Below are 15,845 nucleotides of genomic sequence, written 5' to 3'. Positions count from 1 at the left end.
GACCATGAGCCACCCCGTTGACAGTGCCGTCAGCGCCGTCCGTACGTACATCGAGCAGCACCGTGCCGCCTTCCTCGACGACCTCGCCGAGTGGCTGCGGATCCCCTCCGTGTCGGCCCAGCCCGACCACGCCGCCGATGTACGCCGCAGCGCGGACTGGCTCGCCGCCAAGCTCCGGGAGACCGGCTTCCCGACCACCGAGGTCTGGGAGACGCCGGGCGCGCCGGCCGTCTTCGCCGAGTGGCCTTCCGCCGACCCCGGGGCGCCCACGGTCCTCGTCTACGGCCACCACGACGTGCAGCCCGCCGCCCGCGAGGACGGCTGGGACAGCGACCCCTTCGCGCCGGTCGTCCGCGAAAACCGCCTCTACGCGCGCGGTGCCGCCGACGACAAGGGCCAGGTGTTCTTCCACACACTCGGCGTCCGCACCCACCTCGCCACCACCGGCCGCACGACCCCGGCCGTGCACCTGAAGCTGCTGATCGAGGGCGAGGAGGAGTCCGGCTCCCCGCACTTCCGGGCGCTCGTGGAGCAGAACTCGGCCAGGCTCGCCGCCGACGCCGTGATCGTCTCCGACACCGGCATGTGGTCCGAGGACGTCCCCACGGTGTGCACCGGCATGCGCGGCCTCGCGGAGTGCGAGATCCGGCTGTTCGGCCCCGACCAGGACATCCACTCCGGCTCCTTCGGCGGCGCCGTCCCCAACCCGGCCACCGCCGCCGCCCGCCTGGTCGCCGCCCTGCACGACGAGCACGCGCGCGTGGCGATCCCCGGCTTCTACGACGGCATCGTCGAACTCACCGACCGCGAGCGCGAACTCTTCGCCGAACTGCCCTTCGACGAGCAGCAGTGGCTGCGCACGGCCAAGTCCCTCGCCGTGCACGGCGAGGCCGGGTACACCACCCTGGAGCGCATGTGGGCCCGCCCGACCGCTGAGGTCAACGGCATCGGCGGTGGCTATCAAGGCCCCGGCAGCAAGACGATCATCCCGTCCGCGGCGCTGGTGAAGCTCTCCTTCAGGCTGGTCGCGGGCCAGGACCCCGACCACATCGAGAAGGCCGTCCGCGAATGGGCCGCCGAGCAGTTGCCCGCCGGGATCCGGCACGAGATCACCTTCACCGGGTCCACCCGCCCGTGCCTGACCCCCCTGGACCACCCGGCCCTGCAGTCGGTCGTCCGCGCCATGGGCCGCGCCTTCGACCAGCCCGTCCGCTTCACGCGCGAGGGCGGCTCGGGACCGGCCGCGGACCTCCAGGAAGTCCTCGATGCACCCGTGCTCTTCCTCGGCATCTCCGTCCCGTCCGACGGCTGGCACGCCCCGAACGAGAAGGTCGAACTCGATCTGCTCCTCAAAGGCGTCGAGACCACCGCATACCTGTGGGACGACCTCGCCGAGCACTGGCGCCATGCGCCCTGACCGTCCCGCGCCGCCCGGCCCGACATCGCACGCGGGCACACTGGAAGAACCGCCCCGGACGGCGGGGCCCCGCCGGACCCGGTCGCCTCCCGCCGCACAGCCCGCTGAACCACCCGCCGAAACACACTTTCCACCGGGGGAGTTGGAAGCACCCGTGACCACCTGGACCGACCACACCGCCGACCGCCCCATCTCGCTCACCGCCCCGAGCGGCATCGACCGAGCCGCCCACCACCGGCTCGACGAGGCCTGGCTCGCGGCGGCGTGGAGCCACCCCACCACCCGCTGCTTCGTGGTCTCCGGCGGCCAGGTCCTGCTCGACGAGACGGCGGACGGCCGTACCGAACTCGTCATGACGCCCTCCTTCGAAGCCCCCCTCACCGAGGCACACCGCTACTTCCTCGGCATCGACGAGGACGGCGTCAGCTACTTCGCCCTCCAGAAGGACGCACTCCCCGGCCGCATCGACCAGTCCGCGCGCCCCGCGGGCCTGCGCGAAGCGGGCCTGCTGCTGTCGCCGCGCGACGCGGGCCTGATGGTGCACGCGGTCGGCCTGGAGAACTGGCAGCGCACACACCGCTTCTGCTCCCGCTGCGGAGAGCGCACCGTCATCGCCGCGGCCGGTCACATCCGCCGCTGCCCCGCCTGCGGCGCCGAGCACTACCCGCGCACCGACCCGGCCGTGATCATGGCCGTCACCGACGAGGACGACCGCATCCTGCTGGGCCGTCAGGTCCACTGGCCCGAGGGCCGCTTCTCGACGCTCGCCGGCTTCGTCGAGCCCGGCGAGTCCATCGAGCAGGCGGTGCGCCGTGAGGTCTTCGAGGAGTCCGGCATCAGCGTCGGTCAGGTCGAGTACATCGCCAGTCAGCCCTGGCCCTTTCCCTCCAGCCTGATGCTGGGCTTCATGGCCCGCGCCACCTCTGCCGACATCACCGTCGACGGCGACGAGATCCACGAGGCCCGCTGGTTCTCCCGCGACGAGCTGCGCGCCGCCTTCGACTCCGGCGAGGTACTCCCGCCGTACGGCATCTCCATCGCGGCCCGTCTGATCGAGCTCTGGTACGGCAAGCCGCTGCCGACGCGGAGCGTGTGACACGGCGCCTGGCCACACACGAGAAGGCGGTCCCCGAGGGTGCCCTCGGGGACCGCCTTCCTGGTTTGAAGCTGCGGAGCGGTTACGCGCCGACTTTCTGCTTCACCTGAGCCAGCGAAGGGTTCGTGAGCGTCGAACCGTCCGCGAAGAGCACGGTCGGGACCGTCTGGTTTCCGCCATTCGCCTTCTCCACGAACGCTGCGGACGCGGGGTCCTGTTCGATGTTGATCTCGGTGTACGCGATGCCCTCGCGGTCCAGCTGCTTCTTCAGCCGCTGGCAGTAGCCGCACCACGTGGTGCTGTACATCGTCACGGTGCCCTGCATGTCTCGCGCGCTCCTCTGGTGGCTCGGGGATCGGGTGGTCCAGAGGGGGAACGTACGCGATCGGGTCACCATTCCCGCCGGGGGTATGCCCGCCAGGTGACGCCTGCCGCATTAGTACGACTGCGAGTGCCTGCCTGTGGACAACCGGCTCACCCGTCTCCGGCGACCTGGCAGCATGGCCGTGTGACAGCAGCAACGCACTCCACCCTCTTCCCGCAGACACCGGGCTCGGCCGACGCGGTGCTCGAAGGGCTCGACCCCGAGCAGCGCGAGGTGGCCACCGCCCTGCACGGCCCGGTGTGCGTGCTGGCGGGCGCCGGCACGGGCAAGACACGGGCGATCACCCACCGCATCGCCTACGGGGTGCGGGCCGGGATCCTCCAGCCCTCCAGTGTGCTGGCTGTCACCTTCACCAACCGCGCCGCCGGCGAGATGCGGGGCCGACTGCGCCAACTCGGCGCCGCCGGCGTCCAGGCCCGTACCTTCCACTCCGCGGCCCTGCGTCAGCTCCAGTACTTCTGGCCGAAAGCGATCGGCGGGTCCATGCCCCGGCTTGTCGACCGCAAGATCCAGCTCGTCGCCGACGCGGCCGCCGCCTGCCGTATCCGCCTCGACCGGGGTGAGCTGAGGGACGTCACCGGCGAGATCGAATGGTCCAAGGTCACCCAGACCGTCCCCGCCGACTACGCGCTCGCGGCCGCCAAGGCCGGCCGCGAGACCCCCCGCACCCCGGCCGAGATCGCCCAGCTCTACTCCGCCTACGAGGATCTCAAGCGCGACCGCGCGGTCATCGACTTCGAGGACGTGCTGCTGCTGACCGTCGCGATCCTCCAGGACCGGCACGACATCGCCGACCAGGTCCGCTCCCAGTACCAGCACTTCGTGGTCGACGAGTACCAGGACGTCAGCCCCCTCCAGCAGCGACTGCTGGAGCTGTGGCTCGGCGAGCGGGACAACCTGTGCGTGGTCGGCGACGCCAGCCAGACGATCTACTCGTTCACGGGAGCAACTCCCGACCATCTACTGGACTTTCGCACCCGCCACCCCGGCGCCACCGTCGTCAAGCTGGTCCGCGACTACCGCTCCACCCCCCAGGTCGTCCACCTCGCCAACGGCCTGCTCGCCCAGGCCCGCGGCCGCGCCGCCGACCACCGGCTGGAGCTGGTCTCCCAGCGCGCCCCGGGCCCCGAGCCCGTCTACACCGCGTACACCGACGAGCCCGCCGAGGCCGAGGGCGCCGCCCGCCGCATCCGCGAGCTCATCGACGCGGGCGTCCGGGCCAGCGAGATCGCCATCCTGTTCCGCACCAACTCCCAGTCCGAGACCTACGAACAGGCCCTCGCCGACGTCGGCGTCCCCTACCAGCTGCGCGGTGCCGAGCGGTTCTTCGACCGCCCCGAGGTGCGCAAGGCGGGCATCGCCCTGCGCGGCGCGGCCCGCTTCGGCGGCAACGACTCCCTCTTGGACGACGCGGTCGACCTGCCCTCCCAGGTGCGTGCCGTGCTGTCGGGGGAGGGCTGGACCACTGAGCCTCCGGCCGGCTCCGGAGCCGTCAGAGAGCGCTGGGAGTCGCTGGCGGCGCTGGTGAACCTCGCGCAGGACTTCGCCGCCGCCCGACCCGGCGCCACCCTGAGCGACCTGGTGGCCGAGCTCGACGAACGGGCGGGCGCCCAGCACGCCCCGACCGTCGAGGGCGTCACCCTCGCCTCCCTGCACTCGGCCAAGGGCCTGGAGTGGGACGTCGTCTTCCTGGTCGGTGTCGCCGAGGGCATGATGCCGATCACCTACGCAAAGACCGACGAACAGATCGAGGAGGAGCGCCGTCTCCTCTATGTCGGTGTCACCCGGGCGCGGGAGCATCTGAACGTCTCCTGGGCGCTGTCCCGCTCGCCGGGAGGCCGTCCCAACCGCCGCCCCAGCCGCTTCCTCGACGGTCTGCGCCCCGGCTCGACCGGCGCCGCCGGACGCAGCGCCGCGGTCGGCTCCGGCGGTGTCGAGCGCGGCTTCCCGAGCCGACCGGGCGCCGCCGCCCCGCGACGCACGCAGCGCACCCCGGCCCGCTGCCGGGTGTGCGGGCGCACGCTCACCGACGCCGGTGAGATGAAGCTGATGCGCTGTGAGGACTGCCCGTCCGACATGGACGAGGGTCTCTACGAGCGGTTGCGGGCGTGGCGCGCGGTCCAGGCGCGACGCAGCGGACAGCCCGCCTTCTGCGTCTTCACCGACAAGACGCTGATGGCGATCGCCGAGGCCGCGCCCGACGACGAGGGCGAGTTGGCTCGGATCCCGGGGGTCGGCGTGCGCAAGTTCAACCGCTACGGAGCCGATGTTCTGGCCATCTGCGCAGGCCAGGAGCTCGCAGGAGAAGAAGATGAGGTCTGATGCGAACTCGTCGAAAAAATAGTTTGCGCATGCCCCAGCAATCCCCATAGGTTCTTAGCCACGGGAACGGAGGCCTTCTCGAAGGCCCCGATTCCGTGCTGTACTTGCATATCCGTCGGACTGGCTCACCCCAGTCCCCCGAGACGCCGAGAGGAGGCGATTCCAGTGATCAGCATCAACATCAGCTCCATCAGCACCGCCAAAATGACCGATCGCTCGGTCGTCTCCACGTGCATGCTCGGCGTTTCGAACCTGGGCACCGGTCTGTCCGGCATTCCTGCCGTGCGTCCGGCGTCCTCCCTGTCTCTCGCGGGCCTTCCCGTCCGTGAGCGCAATGAGCGACCGACCAAGGCACTGGAAGCGGCAGTAGTGGCACAGGCGCAGGCCTATGCCTTTGCGGCGGCCGGTGCCGGATTCCGGAAGCAGACGACGCAGCACCACCAGATGTGGGCCTTCCGTGGGCCAGAACCCTGGAGTGATCCAGCCTGATCGCCGATCAGGCCGGCGCCTTCAGGGCCGCGGAACCCCATCCGGGATCCGCGGCCCTTCTGTTTGTCCCCGACCGGGGACGGCAGAGCGAAGGGGCCTCGGGACAAGAAAAGAACCCGGTACCAAGCCGACACCCGGCCCAACAGGGCCGGACCGACCAGACGAGGAAGACGAACCGTGCAACTCGAAGCGCACGCCCCGTCCGTACCGCCTTCCGAAACGATCCCCCCGCCCGGCCTCACGGAGGACTCCACCTTGACCCCGCTCACCGCGCTCACCGCGCTCGACGACGCCATCGAGAACCTGGGCGTGCCCGTCCCCTGCCGTTCCTACGACCCGGAAGTCTTCTTCGCCGAGTCGCCGGCGGACGTCGAGTACGCCAAGTCCCTCTGCCGCACCTGCCCGCTGGTCGAGGCCTGCCTCGCCGGCGCCAAGGAGCGGCGTGAGCCCTGGGGCGTCTGGGGTGGCGAGCTGTTCGTCCAGGGTGTCGTCGTCGCCCGGAAGCGGCCGCGTGGCCGCCCGCGCAAGAACCCGGTCACAGCATGAACACTGCAGGAACGATCGACCGTCCCGTCACGCACGACCCCAAGAAGCAGGCCCCGATGAAGCCGTCCACCAACGAGCCCACCGGCTCCGCGATCGAAGACGTCACCACCACAGGCGCGAACGACTCGCGCCAGAACAGGACCCGAGAGATGCAACTCATCCCAGAAGCCCTCGCTCGTGCGCATATGCACGAGCGACTGCAGGAGGCCGAGCGGGAACGCCAGGCCGTGCGCCTGGTGACCGCTCGCCGGATGCAGCGCCGGGCGGAGCGTGCCTCGCTGCGCGCCCGTCGTGCGCTCGCCCTGGCGGTCATGCAGTAATCCCGACCACACCTGAAGCGGTGGCCTCCCGGTCCAGGGAGGCGGAGCTCTCCTCGCGGGGGCCGGTCCGTCCGAACGGACCGGCCCCCGCGGTGCGTTGTGCCCGGCGATCCCCAGGTCACGGCGATATCGTCGCCGGGTGACGAGTCTTCCCGGAGGCAGTGACAAAGGCGGCTCCGCCGCGGAGCCCCAGTCCCTCGTGTGCGCCCGCTGCGGCACCCCGGCCGAAGGGCCGCCGCCCACCTGGACCTGTTCCGTGGAGAACGGCAGCCGTCAGTACTTCTGCGACCGCTGCTCCCGGGAGAACCTCAGGGCCATCGAGGGGCGGCTGGACTCGGCCTGGTGGTGAGCCCTCTCCGCCGGGCCCTTGAGGAACCTCACGCCTCGGCCGCCGGTTTCTCCTCCAAGTCCTCCTCCAAGTCCGCCTCCGGCACGAACCCCGGCAGCCACTCCTGAAGTTCCTCGCGCAGACGCACCGTCGCGCCCAGCTGGCACAGCACGCCGATCGTGCTCAGCGTCACGCGATGGATGAGGAGGTACGCCGGGGGCAGGTTGAGCTGCTTGCCCAGCTGATACGCGGGGGAGCGGGGATCGGCGATCCGCGCGGCCTGGCTGCGCATCCAGCCGCGGGTGAAGGTGAACTCATCCACCAGGGCCGGTTCGATGATCGGCAGGAGATAGTCGAGGACGGCGTCCGGGTCCAGCTCTATCGATTCCTTGACGAAGCCCTCCGTACGGAGGAGCTCGTAGACGGCCTCCGCCTCGCCGTCCAGCGTCATGCGCAGGGAGGTGCCGATCGGGGTCGGCAAGCCACCCGGGAGGCGGTCGACCGTGCCGAAGTCCAGGACGCCCAGGCGCCAGTCGGCCTCGCCCTCCGGGTCGCCCGGCAGGAGGCGGAAGTTGCCCGGGTGCGGGTCGGCGTGCAGCAGGCCGGTGCGGGCTGGGCCGGAGAAGAGGAAGCGGGCCAGCAGCTGACCGGCGCGGTCGCGCTGCTCCTGCGTACCGTCGGCGATCACCTCCGACAGCGGGACGCCCTCCATCCACTCGGTGATCAGGACCTCGTCGCACTGGTGGACCACACAAGGCACCATCACGTCCGGATCGTCCGCGAACTCCTCGGCATGGGCCTGCTGGGCCTGCGCCTCCAGGCCGTAGTCCAGTTCCTCGGAGACCCGGTCCTTGAGCTCCGCGATCAGCGGCTTGAGGTCCATGCCCGGGATGAGCGGACCCAGCAGGCGGGCGAAACGGCTCAGCTGGTTCAGGTCGGACAGCAGGGCCTCGCCGGCACCCGGGTACTGCACCTTGACCGCCACCTCGCGGCCGTCGTGCCACACCCCGCGGTGCACCTGGCCGATCGAGGCGGCCGCCGAGGGCTTGTCCTCGAATTCGAGGAACAGCTCGTGCCAGTCCTCCCCGAGCCGCTCCGCCAGCACCGCGTGCACCGTGCGCGTCGGCATCGGCGGCGCTGCCTCCTGGAGCTTCGTCAGCGCTGCCCGGTAGGGGCCGGCGACCTCCTCGGGGAGCGCCGACTCGAAGACGGACAGGGCCTGCCCGAACTTCATCGCGCCGCCCTTGAGCTCGCCGAGCACCTTGAACAGCTGCTCGGCGGTGCGCTGTTGCAGCTCGCGGCCGACCATCTCCGCGGACTCGCCCACGATCCGCTTTCCGAGTCCCCAGGTCGCCCGACCGGCGAAACCGAGCGGGAGCGCGGCGAGCTTGGCGGTACGGGTAACCGCCTTCCGGGGAAGATCAGACATGCGCCCTCCAGGTCCCAGCAAGCCGCGCCGCGTCTGCCCTACGGCGTAACTCCTTCGACGGTCGTTGCTCCGCCATTGTCTCGTGCCACTCCTCGCTCTTGGAGGCGCATTCCCCCTTACCTTTCTCCGCTGCTCCGCACGAGCATGCGGGATGCGCCCAGACCGGCCGTGCATGCCAGTGCAGCGCGGGCAGCGAGACCTCCCAGCGGGCACCCGCGCTCGACGGAACCCGGCCGTCCAGGAAGGCGAGCGCATGGGCGGCCGCCAGCCCCGCGACCGTCGTGGCCAGTGCCAGGTCGCAGGGCCGCACCGGGCGCGGCCGGCCGGAGCGCCACTGTGCGACCAGGCGGGGCCAGGCCTGGTCACGATCGGTGCGGGCCTCGTGCAGACAGCCGGCGCAGCCCGTGTCGCCGGGCAGGACGAGCGGGCCGACCACGCCCGTCCCCTCCACCACTCCGGCGTACAGATGGGGTGTGCCGGAGGTGATCAGGGGCTCGGCGGCGGACGGGGCGGGGGCGTGCACGTCGACGTCGTCCCGCGGGGTCAGGATCACCAGGGAAAAGCCGGGTTCGTCGCCGTCGAGCGGCGTACGGGGCGTGCGGCGCGGCGGCCGGTCCGGCGCCGACCGCCGTGCGGCCCGCCGGGCTGCCACGTCCCGGCGGTCGCCGACGGACTCGGCGGGCAGCCCGCCCGGCGCGACGTCCCCCGGCTCGACGCGGCCGACATCGCGTACGTCGACCTCGCCGACCCCCGCCCCCGACAGCAGTGAGGCCAGGACGGCGCCCACCCGGCCCGCGCCTCTGACCTGGACGCGCAGGGACCGGCGGGCGGCCAGGAGCCCGATCGCCTCACCGGGTTCGGACGTGGTGAGCGACAACGAGGCCAGGTCGGGGCGCAGCCGGTCGAGGACCTCCTTCTTCGCCCGCAGGGCGTCCGCGGCGGGTCCGCCGCCCCGCGCGTCGTCGACGAGCCCGGCCCGCGCCAGCTGCTCCACCAGCGCGTCGACGTGCCCGTCGGGCAACTCCATGCGGCGCCCCTCCTCCCGCAGAAGCGCCGGCCCGCGCGTGCCGTTGAGCAGATCGAGGAAACCGGCCGTGGCCGGGTCCATCGGACCCAGTGTCATCGCGTGCGCCGGTGTCATACCGAACTGCAGGGTGGTGCGGTCGCGCCAGCCGCGCCTGAGCGCGGGCTTCACGATCGGAACGATCGGTTGCGGATCGATCTTCTGCATCACAGGCCCCCGTAGCCCTCGTTGAACGTCCCCGTCCGCCCGTGGAGGTCGGCCGGACGTTGGTCGGACGTCCGCGGCAGCTCCGCCGGCGAGAGCCAGCATGCCCGGATCCGCCATCGGGTGCGGAAAGTTGTCCACAGGCGGTGGGTATTCGTCGTACAAGTCAGTCGGGCGAATCAAACGCATGTGGGGGATCGGCACCGAACCCTCCCGGAGTCGGGACTTCCCCCGTGCGCAGCGGGTAACGTCGGGGCGTGTCCGCCGACCCACTGCACCGCGCCGGAACGCCACAGCGCAGTACGACGAGCCAGCCGCCGAGCGGCTCAGGGGCGAGCGCGATCGAGGTGCGCAGGAGTGCCCGTCGACGCCGGACGGTCTCCGCGTACCGCGAGGGCGATCGCACCGTCGTGCTCATCCCTGCCCGGATGTCCGAGGCCGAGGAGCAGCGCTGGGTGGGCGTCATGCTCGACAAACTGGCCGCCCAGGAGAGCAAGCGGGTCCTCGGGGACGCCGAGTTGACCGAGCGTGCCGAGCGGCTTTCGACCCAGTACTTCGACGGCCGGGCCCGGCCGGCCTCGGTGCGCTGGGTCACCAACCAGAACACGCGCTGGGGTTCGTGCACACCCTCCGAGGGCAGCATCCGCCTGTCGCACCGACTCCAGGGCATGCCGGAGTACGTCGTCGACTACGTCCTTCTGCACGAGCTCGCGCATCTGCTCGTGCCCGGACACGGGCCCCGTTTCTGGCGGCTGCTGGAGGCCTATCCGCGCACCGAGCGGGCCCGGGGCTATCTCGAGGGAGTGGTCGCCGCCGAGCGGCTGCCGCACCTGCCGGGCGCCCGAGACGAGTGACGCACGCTCCGCGTGGCGTTCGTACCGCACCTCACGCGGGACTTCGTACCGGATCTGTACCGACTTCCGCCGGTGTCCGAGTTTGCCGTTAGCCTGTCGCGACGCACTCACATTCGGGATGGGGGACGGTCGTTACGCATGGCCAGGGAATTCCAACGCGGCCACAAGGCCAAGATCAGTGACCTCACCGCGGGCACGGATCTGTACGTAGGCGTACAGATCACCGGCCCCGGGCTGACCTTCGACATCAGCTGCTTCGGTCTCGACGCCGACGAACGGCTCTCGGACGACCGGTACTTCGTCTTCTTCAACCAGCCGAAGTCCCCGGAGGAGTCCATTCAGCTCCTGGGCGCGCAGGCGGGTGACACGGAGTCGTTCCGGGTCACGCTGGACAAGATCCCGCCGCAGATCCAGGAGCTGTCGTTCACGGCGACGATCGACGGCACGGGTCAGATGTCACAGATCGCCCCCGGGTACCTGCGCATCGTCGCCGGCGGGGAGGAAGTGGCGCGGTACTCCTTCGACGGCTCGGAGTTCTCCACCGAGCGGGCCGTGATGCTGGGCGACTTCTACCTGAAGGACGTGTGGCGGTTCGCCGCGGTCGGGCAGGGCTTCGACGGCGGTCTCGACGCGCTGCTGAAGAACTTCGGCGGCGAGGTCGCCGAAGAGGAGCCCGCGCCCGCGCCGGCCGTCCCGGCCCAGACCCAGGCACCGACGTTCGCGCCGCCGCCCCAGGCCGCCGCGCCGCCCGCACCCGCGCCCACGTTCGCCGCGCCCCCGCCCGCACCCGCTCCTGCCCCCGCCCCGGCCGCGCCCGCGCCCGCCGCGTCGATCCACACCGCTCCGACGATCGCCCAGGGCACGCCCGCCGCGGGAGTCGGCATCACCCCGCCTGGTACCACGCCACCCGGCTCGGCGCCGCCGGCCGCGCCGACGAGCCCGCACATGTTCACGCCCCCCGGCGCGGGCCCTCAGACGTTCACGCCCCCGGGCGCCCCCGCCGCCTTCCCCGGCCAGGGACAGCCGCCCTTCGCAGGCGCCACGGCGATCGCGCCCGTGCCGCCCGAGGCGAACGTACGCGTCGTCCTGACGAAGTACGCGGAAGCACCCGTAGGGGACCGCTGGACCGAGCAGAACCCGCAGCTCGTGCGGGCCACGCTCACCAAGGGCGCCTCCATCCTGGCCAAGCAGGGCAGCATGGTCGCCTACCAGGGCGACATCGACTTCGCCCACAAGGGATCCGGCCTGCTCGGCAAGCTCACCGGTGCGCTCACCGGCCAGGGCATGTCCCTGATGCGCTGCTCCGGGGAGGGCGAGGTCTTCCTCGCCGACGAGGCCAGCCGGGTGTTCGTCATCCGCCTCCAGGGGGAGCAGCTCTACACCAGCGCCCAGGGTGTGCTCGCCTTCGACGAGTCCCTGGACACCGAGGTCCGCCGCATCGAGGGCGCGGGGCTGCCCGGGGGAGGCCTGTTCAGCATGCTCTTCTCCGGCACGGGAGCGGTCGCCGTGAAGACCCGCGGCGTGCCGGTCGTCATCCCCGTGGGCCCGGCCACCTACGTCGACGGCAACGCCGTCATCGCCTGGTCCGCCGGTGCACAGGCCGTCACCACGACCGCGCTCAGGCTGCGCCGGTCCGGATACTCCCGGCAGACCTCCGAGGCCGTGAACCTCCAGTTCCGGGGCGCCCCCGGCAACTTCGTCGTCGTACAGCCCTTCGAGGTGTGAGGCCCATGGACTCCCAGACTCTGAGTGCGCACCGCGCCGCTGCGACCGGCGTCCGCATGAGTGTGCACAGCTCCAAGACGCTCAAGGTCACCATGGCCACCGGGCACGATCTGCTGGCCAAGGCCGGCTCGATGATCGCCTACGAGGGCTATGTGCAGTTCGACGCGCCGCCCGGCAGCCTCCGCCGTACTGCGGAGGCGATGGTCACCGGCGAGGGCGGCAAGCTGATGCTCTGCCGCGGTGACGGCGACCTCTACCTCGCCGACTACGGCGGCGACATCATCGTCCTCCACCTCAACGGCGAGGCTCTCTCGGTCAACGGCGCCACGCTGCTGGCCTGCGACGCCTCGCTGGAGCTGACCATCGAGCCGGTCAAGGGGCTCGCCAAGCTGTCCGGCTCGGGCCTGACCAACCTCGTGGTACGGGGCACGGGCTGGGTCGCGCTGGTCAGCCGGGGCGTTCCCATGGCCCTGGACTGCGCCGAACGGGAGACGTACGTCGACCCGGACGCACTCATCGCCTGGACGACCGGCTTGGACATGAAGGCCCGCCGTACCGTCAAGGCGAGCGCTCTCATCGGCCGGGGCAGCGGCGAGGCCTTCCAGATCGGCTTCAAGGGGCAGGGCTTCGTCGTCGTCCAGCCGAGCGAGGACACCGGCGACCGATTCAAGATCCGGGGCTGAGGGGAGCACCAGGCACATCATGCACAGCACACTCTTCGCACACATCCCGGTGGAGTCCACCGGCCGGTACACCCTGCAGAACCCGCAGCTCCTGAAGACCGACGTCACCCAGGGCAGCAGCGCCGTGCTCGCGCGGCAGGGCGCCATGGTGGCCTTCGAGGGGCAGGTGGAGTTCGACAGCCAGTACCGCAACCGCAGCTGGCGCAACGTCGAACGGATGACCGGCGAGCGCCTGGAACTCATGCGCTGCAAGGGCAACGGCGCCGTCTACCTCGCCAACCTCGCCCAGCACCTGCACATCATGGAGGTCGGCCGTGGCATCACGGTCGACAGCTCCTACGTGCTCGCCTTCGACGGCTCCCTCGGGGTTGGCATCGTCGCGGTCGACAGCGCGGTGGAGGTGGCCTCGGCGGGTGCCTACAACCTGGAGCTGTCCGGCTCCGGGCAGGTCGTCCTCATGACCTCGGGCGAGCCGCTGGTGCTGGAGGTGACCCCGGAGAAGAACATCTGCTGCGACGCGGACGCGGTGGTCGCCTGGTCCACGTCCCTGCGCACCCAGCTCCAGGCACCCACCTCCACGTCCGCCGTGTGGCGCCGCAGGGGCTCCACCGGCGAGGGCTGGGAGATGCAGTTCTCCGGCACGGGCCACGTCCTGGTGCAGCCCAGTGAGCTGCTGCCGCCGCAGCATCTGCGCACATCGGGCGTGCTCGGCCAGTTCGGCATGGGCAGCGGCGGCCTGCGCGGCAACTCCCTCGGGGGCAGCAACAGCTGACCGGCCGGCATCGTCCGGAAAGCGAACGTAAGGGGCGACCGCCAAGGCGGTCGCCCCTTACACATGCCTTCAGAGCCTCGCGCGCGTCGCTTCCAGCAGTCGTACGACCGACTCGTCCGCCACGGCCGCCACCTCGTCGTAGGCGAACCAGCGCAGGTCCAGGGACTCGTCGCTGATCGCCTCGACGGCCCCGTCCGGAGCCAGCGCGGCGTACTGGACATCGAGGTGCCAGGCACAGGGCGTGTGATGCCGGTCCAGGCGCACCGGACCGCCGGGCAGCAGGCTCAGTCCCGCGATGCCCGACTCCTCGGTCCCCTCACGCAGGGCCGCGGCCGACAGCGTGTCGTCGCCCGGTTCGCAGTGTCCGCCCATCTGCAGCCACATCCGCAGCTTCTTGTGCAGGGTCAGCAGCACCCGGCCGCGCTCGGGGTCGATCACCAGAGCGCTCGCCGTGATGTGCCCGTCCGCGCAGGCCTTCCACAAGCCGTCCGGGTGCGCCGCGAGGTGGTCCAGATAGACCTGGCTCAGCTCCGCCTGGTCCTCGTGGTTCTTCAGGACGAGGACCGCGTCGTCGTACAGGCTCACTCGGCGTCGTCACCCTCGTCAGCGTCCTTGGGGTCCCTGGGGTCCTTGGGGTCCTTGGGGCCCCTGGCGCCGTCGTCCTTCTTCTTGAGGTCGGGCTTGTCCGCCGCCTCGCCGAGCATCTTGTCCAGCTCGGAGAAGTCCAGCTGCTCGCGGTGCACGAAGCCGTCCGGGTCGTCCAGGTCGGAGGCCGTGGGCAGCATGTCCGGGTGGGCCCACAGGGCGTCCCGGCCGTCGACACCGCGCGCGTCCGTGAGGGAGGCCCACAGACGGGAGGCGTCACGCAGGCGGCGCGGGCGCAGCTCCAGGCCGATCAGGGTGGCGAACGTCTGCTCGGCCGGGCCGCCCGAGGCGCGGCGGCGGCGCAGGGTCTCGCGCAGCGCGTCGGCGGACGACAGGCGCGGCTTCGCGGCCGCGTGGACCACCGCGTCCACCCAGCCCTCCACGAGCGCCAGGGCCGTCTCCAGACGGGCCAGGGCCGCCTTCTGCTCTGGCGTGTCCTCCGGCTGGAACATGCCCTGCTGGAGGGCGTCCTGCAGCTGCTCCGGGTTCTGCGGGTCGAACTGGCCGACCACGTCCTCCAGCTTGGCCGTGTCGACCTTGATCCCGCGCGCGTAGCCGTCGACCGCGCCGAACAGGTGGGAGCGCAGCCACGGCACATGCGCGAACAGGCGCTGGTGGGCGGCCTCGCGCAGGGCGAGATACAGCCGCACCTCCTCCTTCGGCACGCCGAGGTCCTTGCCGAACGCCTCGATGTTCACCGGCAGCAGCGCGGCCCTGCCGGCCGGGCCGAGCGGCAGACCGATGTCGGTGGAGCCGAAGACCTCGCCCGCGAGCACGCCGACGGCCTGACCGATCTGCGTGCCGAACATGGCGCCGCCCATCGAGCGCATCATGCCGATCAGCGGGCCGGCCATGGCCTGCATCTCCTCCGGCAGGACATCGCCCATGGCGGTGCCGACACGCTCGGCGACCGGGTCGACGAGCTCCTTCCACGCGGGCAGGGTCGCCTCGACCCACTCCGCGCGGGACCAGGCCACGGCGGAGCCCGCGCCGGACGGCAGGGACGTCGCGTCGTCCAGCCACAGGTCGGCCAGGCGGACGGACTCCTCGACCGAGCTGCGCTCGGCGGGGCCGACGCTCGCGTCCTTGGTGCCGTCCGCGGTGCCCTGGGAGACGGTCTGGCGGGCGATCTGCTTGGCCATGTCCCAGTTCACCGGGCCGCCCTCGTACGAGAGCATCTGGCCCAGCTGCTGGAAGGCGGCGCCCAGGTCGGTGGGGTTCAGCGAACCGAACATGGCAGCGAGCGGATTGTCCGCGCCGGGGCCACCGAAGCCACCGGCTCCGGGCAGCCCGCCGAAGCCGAACGGGTTGGCCGGGCCCTGACCACCACCGCTCTCCTGGTCCTTCTTCTTGCCCTCGTCGCCGTCGTCCGGCTCCTCCGGCGGAAGGCCGAATCCGAATGGGGTGTCACTCACGGGATTCCTCGGCTGGTAAGGCCGCCGGTTTGTCTCCGACGGCGCGACTGCCCGATAACACCACCCAGCGTAGACACCATGGGCGGTTCGGGCCTCGGTGCTTCGCCGACTCTTGGCCTGCGGCAGGATGGATGCCACCTGGTACGTACGCGTCACTGGCGTGCGTACTGAAGACAACCGCTGGAGACGCC

At 71.3% G+C, this 15,845-nt stretch carries 16 protein-coding genes; 11 read left to right on the top strand and 5 right to left on the bottom strand.

What is annotated here, in order from left to right; translation table 11 throughout:
- Window positions 1-4 precede the first annotated feature (4 nt).
- Both ABT063_RS11125 and nudC read left to right on the top strand, forming a co-directional pair.
- On the top strand, window positions 5-1,417 hold the full coding sequence (locus ABT063_RS11125) for a dipeptidase (protein WP_351056953.1): 1,413 nt from the start codon (window positions 5-7) through the stop codon (window positions 1,415-1,417).
- A gap of 154 nt (window positions 1,418-1,571) precedes the next feature.
- Window positions 1,572-2,513: an NAD(+) diphosphatase gene (gene nudC, locus ABT063_RS11120; protein ID WP_351056952.1), complete on the top strand. Its 942-nt coding sequence runs from the start codon at window positions 1,572-1,574 to the stop codon at window positions 2,511-2,513.
- 82 nt (window positions 2,514-2,595) lie between these two features.
- Here the strand turns inward: nudC and ABT063_RS11115 are convergent, their stop codons facing one another.
- Window positions 2,596-2,838: a mycoredoxin gene (locus ABT063_RS11115; protein ID WP_095750180.1), complete on the bottom strand. Its 243-nt coding sequence runs from the start codon at window positions 2,836-2,838 to the stop codon at window positions 2,596-2,598.
- Window positions 2,839-3,021: 183 nt separating this feature from the next.
- Here ABT063_RS11115 and ABT063_RS11110 point away from each other — a divergent pair, with 183 nt between their 5' ends.
- The 5 genes from ABT063_RS11110 (at window position 3,022) to ABT063_RS11090 (ending at window position 6,924) form a co-directional block, all read left to right on the top strand.
- Complete coding sequence (locus tag ABT063_RS11110; protein ID WP_351056951.1) at window positions 3,022-5,220, top strand: ATP-dependent DNA helicase UvrD2; 2,199 nt, start codon at window positions 3,022-3,024, stop codon at window positions 5,218-5,220.
- 165 nt (window positions 5,221-5,385) lie between these two features.
- A complete protein-coding gene (locus tag ABT063_RS11105) occupies window positions 5,386-5,709 on the top strand; it encodes a hypothetical protein (protein WP_351056950.1) in 324 nt (107 codons plus the stop codon).
- 177 nt (window positions 5,710-5,886) lie between these two features.
- The gene (locus ABT063_RS11100) at window positions 5,887-6,255 is read left to right on the top strand and encodes a WhiB family transcriptional regulator (protein WP_030038270.1); all 369 of its coding nucleotides are present in this window, start codon (window positions 5,887-5,889) and stop codon (window positions 6,253-6,255) included.
- Window positions 6,252-6,575: a putative WhiB-interacting protein gene (locus ABT063_RS11095; protein WP_351056949.1), complete on the top strand. Its 324-nt coding sequence runs from the start codon at window positions 6,252-6,254 to the stop codon at window positions 6,573-6,575. The genes ABT063_RS11100 and ABT063_RS11095 overlap by 4 nt, the downstream gene beginning before the upstream one ends.
- 139 nt (window positions 6,576-6,714) lie before the next feature.
- Entirely contained in the window at window positions 6,715-6,924 is a 210-nt protein-coding gene (locus ABT063_RS11090; RefSeq protein WP_351056948.1) for a hypothetical protein, read from the top strand.
- Between the two features lie 28 nt (window positions 6,925-6,952).
- On the opposite strand, the gene ABT063_RS11085 is transcribed toward ABT063_RS11090, so the two are convergent.
- Complete coding sequence (locus tag ABT063_RS11085) at window positions 6,953-8,332, bottom strand: ABC1 kinase family protein (protein ID WP_351056947.1); 1,380 nt, start codon at window positions 8,330-8,332, stop codon at window positions 6,953-6,955.
- A complete protein-coding gene (locus ABT063_RS11080; protein ID WP_351057049.1) occupies window positions 8,325-9,539 on the bottom strand; it encodes a TOMM precursor leader peptide-binding protein in 1,215 nt (404 codons plus the stop codon). The genes ABT063_RS11085 and ABT063_RS11080 overlap by 8 nt, the downstream gene beginning before the upstream one ends.
- A 278-nt stretch (window positions 9,540-9,817) precedes the next feature.
- Between ABT063_RS11080 and ABT063_RS11075 the strand changes: the two genes are divergently transcribed.
- From ABT063_RS11075 to ABT063_RS11060, 4 genes are all read left to right on the top strand, one after another.
- Window positions 9,818-10,414 (top strand): M48 metallopeptidase family protein, encoded by a 597-nt coding sequence (locus ABT063_RS11075; RefSeq protein WP_351056946.1) that lies wholly within the window; start codon window positions 9,818-9,820, stop codon window positions 10,412-10,414.
- 138 nt (window positions 10,415-10,552) lie between these two features.
- The gene (locus tag ABT063_RS11070) at window positions 10,553-12,139 is read left to right on the top strand and encodes a TerD family protein (RefSeq protein ID WP_351056945.1); all 1,587 of its coding nucleotides are present in this window, start codon (window positions 10,553-10,555) and stop codon (window positions 12,137-12,139) included.
- A gap of 5 nt (window positions 12,140-12,144) precedes the next feature.
- Window positions 12,145-12,822 carry an AIM24 family protein gene (locus ABT063_RS11065; RefSeq protein WP_351056944.1) on the top strand — a complete coding sequence of 226 codons (678 nt, stop codon included), beginning with the start codon at window positions 12,145-12,147 and terminating at the stop codon, window positions 12,820-12,822.
- A gap of 19 nt (window positions 12,823-12,841) precedes the next feature.
- Window positions 12,842-13,594: an AIM24 family protein gene (locus ABT063_RS11060; RefSeq protein WP_351056943.1), complete on the top strand. Its 753-nt coding sequence runs from the start codon at window positions 12,842-12,844 to the stop codon at window positions 13,592-13,594.
- A gap of 69 nt (window positions 13,595-13,663) precedes the next feature.
- Here the strand turns inward: ABT063_RS11060 and ABT063_RS11055 are convergent, their stop codons facing one another.
- Together ABT063_RS11055 and ABT063_RS11050 are read right to left on the bottom strand one after the other, a co-directional pair.
- Window positions 13,664-14,179, bottom strand: coding sequence for an NUDIX hydrolase (locus ABT063_RS11055; RefSeq protein ID WP_351056942.1), 516 nt, complete (start codon window positions 14,177-14,179; stop codon window positions 13,664-13,666).
- Window positions 14,176-15,654, bottom strand: a complete 1,479-nt coding sequence (locus ABT063_RS11050; RefSeq protein WP_351056941.1) for a zinc-dependent metalloprotease — start codon at window positions 15,652-15,654, stop codon at window positions 14,176-14,178. The genes ABT063_RS11055 and ABT063_RS11050 overlap by 4 nt, the downstream gene beginning before the upstream one ends.
- Window positions 15,655-15,845: the final 191 nt, after the last annotated feature.

This window comes from Streptomyces sp. NPDC002838 (assembly GCF_040295365.1).
In the GTDB taxonomy this organism is placed as follows: Bacteria; Actinomycetota; Actinomycetes; order Streptomycetales; family Streptomycetaceae; genus Streptomyces.
This window is presented reverse-complemented; position numbering and strand designations above follow the sequence as displayed.